The 5,032-nt window shown below is 63.3% G+C and carries 6 protein-coding genes; 1 reads left to right on the top strand and 5 read right to left on the bottom strand.

Features of this window, described 5'->3' with window-relative positions; genetic code table 11:
• The 5 genes from EN964_RS24065 to EN964_RS24045 all read right to left on the bottom strand — a co-directional run.
• Positions 1 to 214 (bottom strand): type II toxin-antitoxin system RelE/ParE family toxin (locus tag EN964_RS24065; protein WP_127276801.1); only part of this gene is annotated, 214 nt, incomplete at its 3' end.
• Between the two features lie 92 nt (positions 215 to 306).
• The gene (locus EN964_RS24060; RefSeq protein ID WP_127269502.1) at positions 307 to 1,239 is read right to left on the bottom strand and encodes a CPBP family intramembrane glutamic endopeptidase; all 933 of its coding nucleotides are present in this window, start codon (positions 1,237 to 1,239) and stop codon (positions 307 to 309) included.
• Between the two features lie 154 nt (positions 1,240 to 1,393).
• Positions 1,394 to 1,993 carry a DUF1236 domain-containing protein gene (locus EN964_RS24055; RefSeq protein WP_127269501.1) on the bottom strand — a complete coding sequence of 200 codons (600 nt, stop codon included), beginning with the start codon at positions 1,991 to 1,993 and terminating at the stop codon, positions 1,394 to 1,396.
• A gap of 63 nt (positions 1,994 to 2,056) precedes the next feature.
• Complete coding sequence (locus EN964_RS24050) at positions 2,057 to 3,154, bottom strand: putative zinc-binding metallopeptidase (protein ID WP_127276799.1); 1,098 nt, start codon at positions 3,152 to 3,154, stop codon at positions 2,057 to 2,059.
• A gap of 90 nt (positions 3,155 to 3,244) precedes the next feature.
• The gene (locus EN964_RS24045; protein WP_127271188.1) at positions 3,245 to 4,492 is read right to left on the bottom strand and encodes an NAD(P)/FAD-dependent oxidoreductase; all 1,248 of its coding nucleotides are present in this window, start codon (positions 4,490 to 4,492) and stop codon (positions 3,245 to 3,247) included.
• Positions 4,493 to 4,633: 141 nt separating this feature from the next.
• Here EN964_RS24045 and EN964_RS24040 point away from each other — a divergent pair.
• Positions 4,634 to 5,032 (top strand): lytic murein transglycosylase (locus EN964_RS24040; RefSeq protein WP_206528752.1); only part of this gene is annotated, 399 nt, incomplete at its 3' end.

The following is a 5,032-nucleotide window of genomic DNA, read 5'->3' as shown; positions in this document are numbered from 1 at the left end:
GGATAATGATTTCGTTGCCGCGCTTGATGAAATAGAGGCGGTATCCAGGGCCAACGTCCAACCGAAGTTCGCCGATGCCATCGAAATACTTCACGTCTCCGATGAGGCCGGACTGGACGCGGGCGATGCGGATCGCGATCTTTTCGGCGGCCCGCTTATCCCTCAGGCTGTTGAGCCAGTCGCGAAAGTCGGTGGTTTGGCGAACCTCGACCATCTGTGAACTATAGTTCACAGGCTTGATGTGTCAATCCATATGTGAAGAATAGTTCACAGTCCGCAACAGCCTAGACGGATTTCCCGGCTCGACTATGGAAATTCGGCGGCGACCTTGAGCGGCGAACGCGGATGTAGAAGCAGCACGATGGTCAGCATGCTGCAGGCGATGCCGATGAAGGCGATGAGAACCGCATCCGACGTCGCCCAGCCCGGTCCCTCGAGCGGCCTGGCATTGAACAGGGCGAAGGAATTGTAGCTTTCCTGATGCGAGATCAAGAGAAACCCGGTCAGGTTGTTGCCGAGATGAGCACCCAGTGCGGCGCCGAGATTGCCGGTTGCGTAGACGATAAGCGTCAGCAGCAGCGCGAAAGCGGCGATCGACGCCAGCACGCAAGCATTGATGGCTGGTGACGAACTCGCGCTCCAATGCAGCGAGGTGAACAGCAGGGCCGGCAGCAGGGCCCAGATTACCGGGCTCGTGAACCGGCTGGCGAGACCGCGCAGCAGATAGCCGCGAAACAGCAGCTCTTCCGAAGAGGTCTGCACCAAGGTGAGCGCGGCGATCGGGATCGCAAACAGCAGCCAGGATGACAAGCTGATCGGGCCACGCGTGATCTGCGGCTGCAAGAGATAGAGCAGGACCTCGGATATGAACGACGTGATCAGCACGGCGATCAGCCCTTTGAGGAAGTCGGGCCATGAAACTCGTCGGCTGTTGCCGATCAGCGCCGACAGCTTCTCGCCATGCACCCAGCGCATCGCGACCCACAGGCCGATCCAGATGCCGGCAAACGAGACGAGCGCGGTGAGGATGCCGAGGGGCGAAGCGAGGAAGCCCTGAATGCCGGATGATGGGGTCGCCTGCCAGGCGATGAACGCATAGGTGCCGCCGACCAGCACGGCCACGGTGGTTGCTGCCCAAAAAAGGACCACGATCCCCGTTCCGAGCAACAGGCGCGGTAAGGTCGTCCTGGCGTTCGGCGAATGCCTGTAACGCTCGAAGGCGGCCGGATCGATGGTCACGCGGGCTCCCTTGCCAAAGTCATCGCCTATTGACTAACCGATGGCCGGGAAAATCGGAATGGTTTTCCGCAAAGGACTAGGCCAGAGCGCAGGAGAGCGCCGCGCGGCGGCGCGGCCTGCTGGCGGCCGCTGCTGTCACAGCGGCCGCTTGTCGTCAGCGAACGACGTACATGATGCGCCGGGTCTGCGGATCGATCAGCGCCCGCTGGCCGTTCACATAGACATAGCGGTAATTGTAGTCCGGAATCTCGCGCAGCTCGACGGTGTCGGGCAGGGTCGCGCCGGTCACCACTTCGCCTTCGAGATAGATGGGATCGAGGCGATGTGTATCGACATAGGTGCGGACTTCAGCCGGAGGCGGCGGGAAGTCATCCACGACCGGATCGCTGGCGATGATCGCGCCGGTATAATCGGTCGAGTAGTTGCCGATGTCCTCCGGCGGCGAGACGACAGCAACGCTGGAGCGCCGTTCCGTCAGCACCACGCGGCTGCCGCCGATATCGGCCGTCACATAGTCGGAATAGACCCAGCCCTGGCCGCCGGCCTCGGCTATGGTGCACCATTTGCTGTTTTCGATGCAGCCATTGAGCGTTGCCGACTGGCCGGCGGCGAGCACGCCGATCACGGGATATTGCGGGCCGGGTCCGGCGCGCACGTTAAGATCGGTGACGGCTGAGACGGCGGTATCGGCAAACGCGGCGCCTGACATCACGGTCAGCATTCCGGCTACCGCAGGAAACAACAGGGATTTCATGGTTTCTCTCCGTTTTCATGGTCCCTCGCCAGCGAAAACGGGGCAGCAGCTCATGCGTTCCCGCTAAAGCGCCTGCGCCAACTCACGATTTGTTCCGTGTTCTCCAGGCAAATCGGTCAGAAGTTCGTGAACGAATTCCAATTTCCGTGCCGTGACGTCCGAAATGACAAAGGGGTAGAGGTCGGGCAGGCCCATGCAGCGGTTGATCGAATTGGAGGCTTCCGACAGCACCAGCCAGCGGGTAAGAATCTTTTCGAAAGGCTGGGGCGCGGTCGCCGGCTCCGAGGGTGCGGCCTGCAACCCGCCGCCTGTGTCGCCGCGCGGCAAGTCGTTGGCCTCCACCGTCTCCAGCCGGCCGAGCGGAAAGTTCAGCGCGTGCACCATTTCCAGCGTGTCGGTGATGTGCAGGTGATGAGCCCAGGTCTCGGCCCAGTCTTCCCATGGATGCGAGGTCGCATAGGCCGAGATGTGGCCTTGCTGCCAGTCGGGCGGCGCACCATTGGCATAATAGGCCTTCAGCGCCTGTTCGTAATCGGCGCGGTCGTCGCCGAACAGTGCGCGGAAAGCTTCGAGCCTGTGCGGATCGTCGCGGATGAGGCGGTCCCAGTAATAGTGCCCGAGCTCGTGGCGGAAATGACCGAGCAAGGTGCGGTAGTTCTCGCCCATCTCGACGCGCCGCTTCTCGCGCTCGGCCGAATCCGCCTCGGCGACGTTGAGCGTGATCAGGCCATTGTCGTGGCCGGTAAGAATCCGCTCGCCGCCGGGGCCGCCGCCGATCGGATCGGCGAGGAAGTCGAATGCCAGGCCGATCTCGTCGGCCGGGTTCTGCTTGGGCGCCACCGGCAGCCCGAAGGCCAGCAGCGAGTAGATGGCGCGCTTCTTCGCCGCTTCGACACGGATCCAGCGGCGGCGGTTGCCGTCGACGGAGAGATCCGGGATCAGCTGGTTCAGCACGCAAGCGCGGCAAAAAGCGTGACCCGGTTCCGCCATCCAGTTGCAGGCGCATTCATCGGCGTTGGTGCACTGGAAGACGCCATCGACGCCCGCCAGCGCAAAACAGGCGTGCTCGGGATCGTAGAGCACGGGGTTCCCGCAGTTCAGGCACTGGGCGTTCTCGAAATAGATGCGATGGCCGCAATGCGGGCAGTCGAAGAGTTTCATGTCGGTCTCAATTCACCGGAGGTGACACAAATGTTCACGGCGGCCCGTGCCCAACGCGAACAGCCGCGCGGTGTTCCACATTACCTGAAGCTATTTGGCCGCAAGCTGGGCGACAACCTGCCTTGCCACCGCCTCGCCCGACAGCCGTGCGCCGCCGCAGGTCTGGACCAGCGAGCCGGCCAGATGCTCGCCGGCGAAGAAGATCTTGTCGGCCACCGGCTGCATGAGTGCGGCGCGCGCCAGTGAACGGCCGGGGCGGGCCGCGGCATAGGCGCCGCGCACGAAGCGCTCGCCGCCCCAATTGGTCATCATTGCGCGTCCGACATGCTTGCGCGTATCGCCGCCGAAGATGCCGCACAGCCGGTCGACGACGAAGTCGATGCCGGCCGCCTCGCCGGCCGCCGACATTTCCCAGGCGAAATCGCCGCCGACGAAGCCGACCATCAGGTCAAGGTCGAACGGGAAGCAGAGGAAATAGATGTCGTGCCTGGCCATCCGCTCGATCAGCAGGTCGTCGAAGGGCTGCAGCCCGAGCCTGGTGCCCGATATCTCGACCGGCAATTTGGTCAGCATGCCCATCGGCAGGTCGAAGAAGGCGCCGAAATGCGTGTCGGGCAGGGCCGGCGAGAACGCGATCTCCTCGAAGGCGAGCACCGCCGGCGAAGCGGTGACGATCACTGCTTTGGCGCGGACGGTGCCGCGATCGGTGACGCAGGCGACGCCGGGCACGTCCCACAGGATCTTGCGCACCGGCGTCGACAGTTCGACCGGCACGCCGGCGCCGAAACGCGCCACCAGCGCGCCAAGGCCCTCCTTGCTGAAGTAGTTCGGGTCGAGATCGGCCGCGGCCTGGAAGTCCAGGATCGAGATTTCGTCCTCGTCGGCACCGAAATCCATCGGCCCGGCGAAGGTGGCGGCGGCGCGCGGCGCATGGCCTTTTGCCAAAAGCGCCGAAAGACGATCGTCATCTCCGTCCTTCACTTCATGCCTGGCCAGCAGTTCGAACAGCTTTGCGTCGGCGGCCTTCATGTCGGCTTCTTCCGCTTCGCTCGCCTTGCGCTCGCGGTAGTAGAGATGATCAACGTTCATGTCGTGATGATGCAACGTCCAGCCTGCCGCCTGGGCTTCGGGAAAATAGGGATTGCGGTCGGCGGCATGCAGCCAGGCGCAGCCGATGTCGAAAGGCACGCCGAAATGCTGGTCGCTGGTCCAGGCTCGCCCGCCGATTCGGTCCATCGCTTCGAGCAGCGTGAAGGAAAGCCCCGCGGCCTGCAGGGTCCTGGCGGCGGCAAGACCCGCCGAGCCGGCACCGATGATGACGACATCAACGTCTTGCATGCAGCCCCCTTGCCACAATAATCACTTGATCCTAGGCAAATTCCACGGCATTCGCCAGCATTGCAGCGGTGACAGTGACAAGTGCGCGTTTCGCTGGCAAGTTCGCAATTGGGACGTGATTCAGGCAACCAGGAGATCAACATGGCAATTCTTGCCAAGGGAAAGATGTTTGCAGCGGCCGTGGTGGCGGTGCTTGCGCTGGCGACGGGCGCACAGGCAGCGGCCAGCTGCGGCAAGACCGGCGCCGGCTTCGAGGCCTGGAAGCAGGATTTTGCCGCGCAGGCCAGGTCGGAAGGTGTAGGCGCCAAGGGGCTGGCCGCTCTGGCCGGGGCGAACTACGCGACCAAGACGATCTCCGTCGACCGCGGCATTCACAAGGCTTTCAGCGGCTCGGTGGACGATTTCATGCGGCGGCGCGGCGGCGCGGCGATTATTTCCAAGGGCCGGTCGCTGAAAAAGTCGAATGCGGCGCTGTTCGCCAAGATCGAAGCGAATTACGGCGTGTCGCCGGGCGTGTTGCTCGCCATCTGGGGTATGGAA

Origin of the sequence: Mesorhizobium sp. M7A.F.Ca.CA.001.10.2.1 (assembly GCF_003998575.1) — a bacterium.
Lineage (GTDB): Bacteria > Pseudomonadota > Alphaproteobacteria > Rhizobiales > Rhizobiaceae > Mesorhizobium.
The sequence above is the reverse complement of the archived record's forward strand: the minus strand, read 5'-3'. Positions and strand labels throughout refer to the sequence as shown.

Bases quoted from the DNA above. Each gene is read 5' to 3' on its own strand.
- EN964_RS24055 (WP_127269501.1), bottom strand. From the start codon at position 1,993: ATGAAATCCCTGTTGTTTCCTGCGGTAGCCGGAATGCTGACCGTGATG.
- EN964_RS24050 (WP_127276799.1), bottom strand. From the start codon at position 3,154: ATGAAACTCTTCGACTGCCCGCATTGCGGCCATCGCATCTATTTCGAG.
- EN964_RS24045 (WP_127271188.1), bottom strand. From the start codon at position 4,492: ATGCAAGACGTTGATGTCGTCATCATCGGTGCCGGCTCGGCGGGTCTT.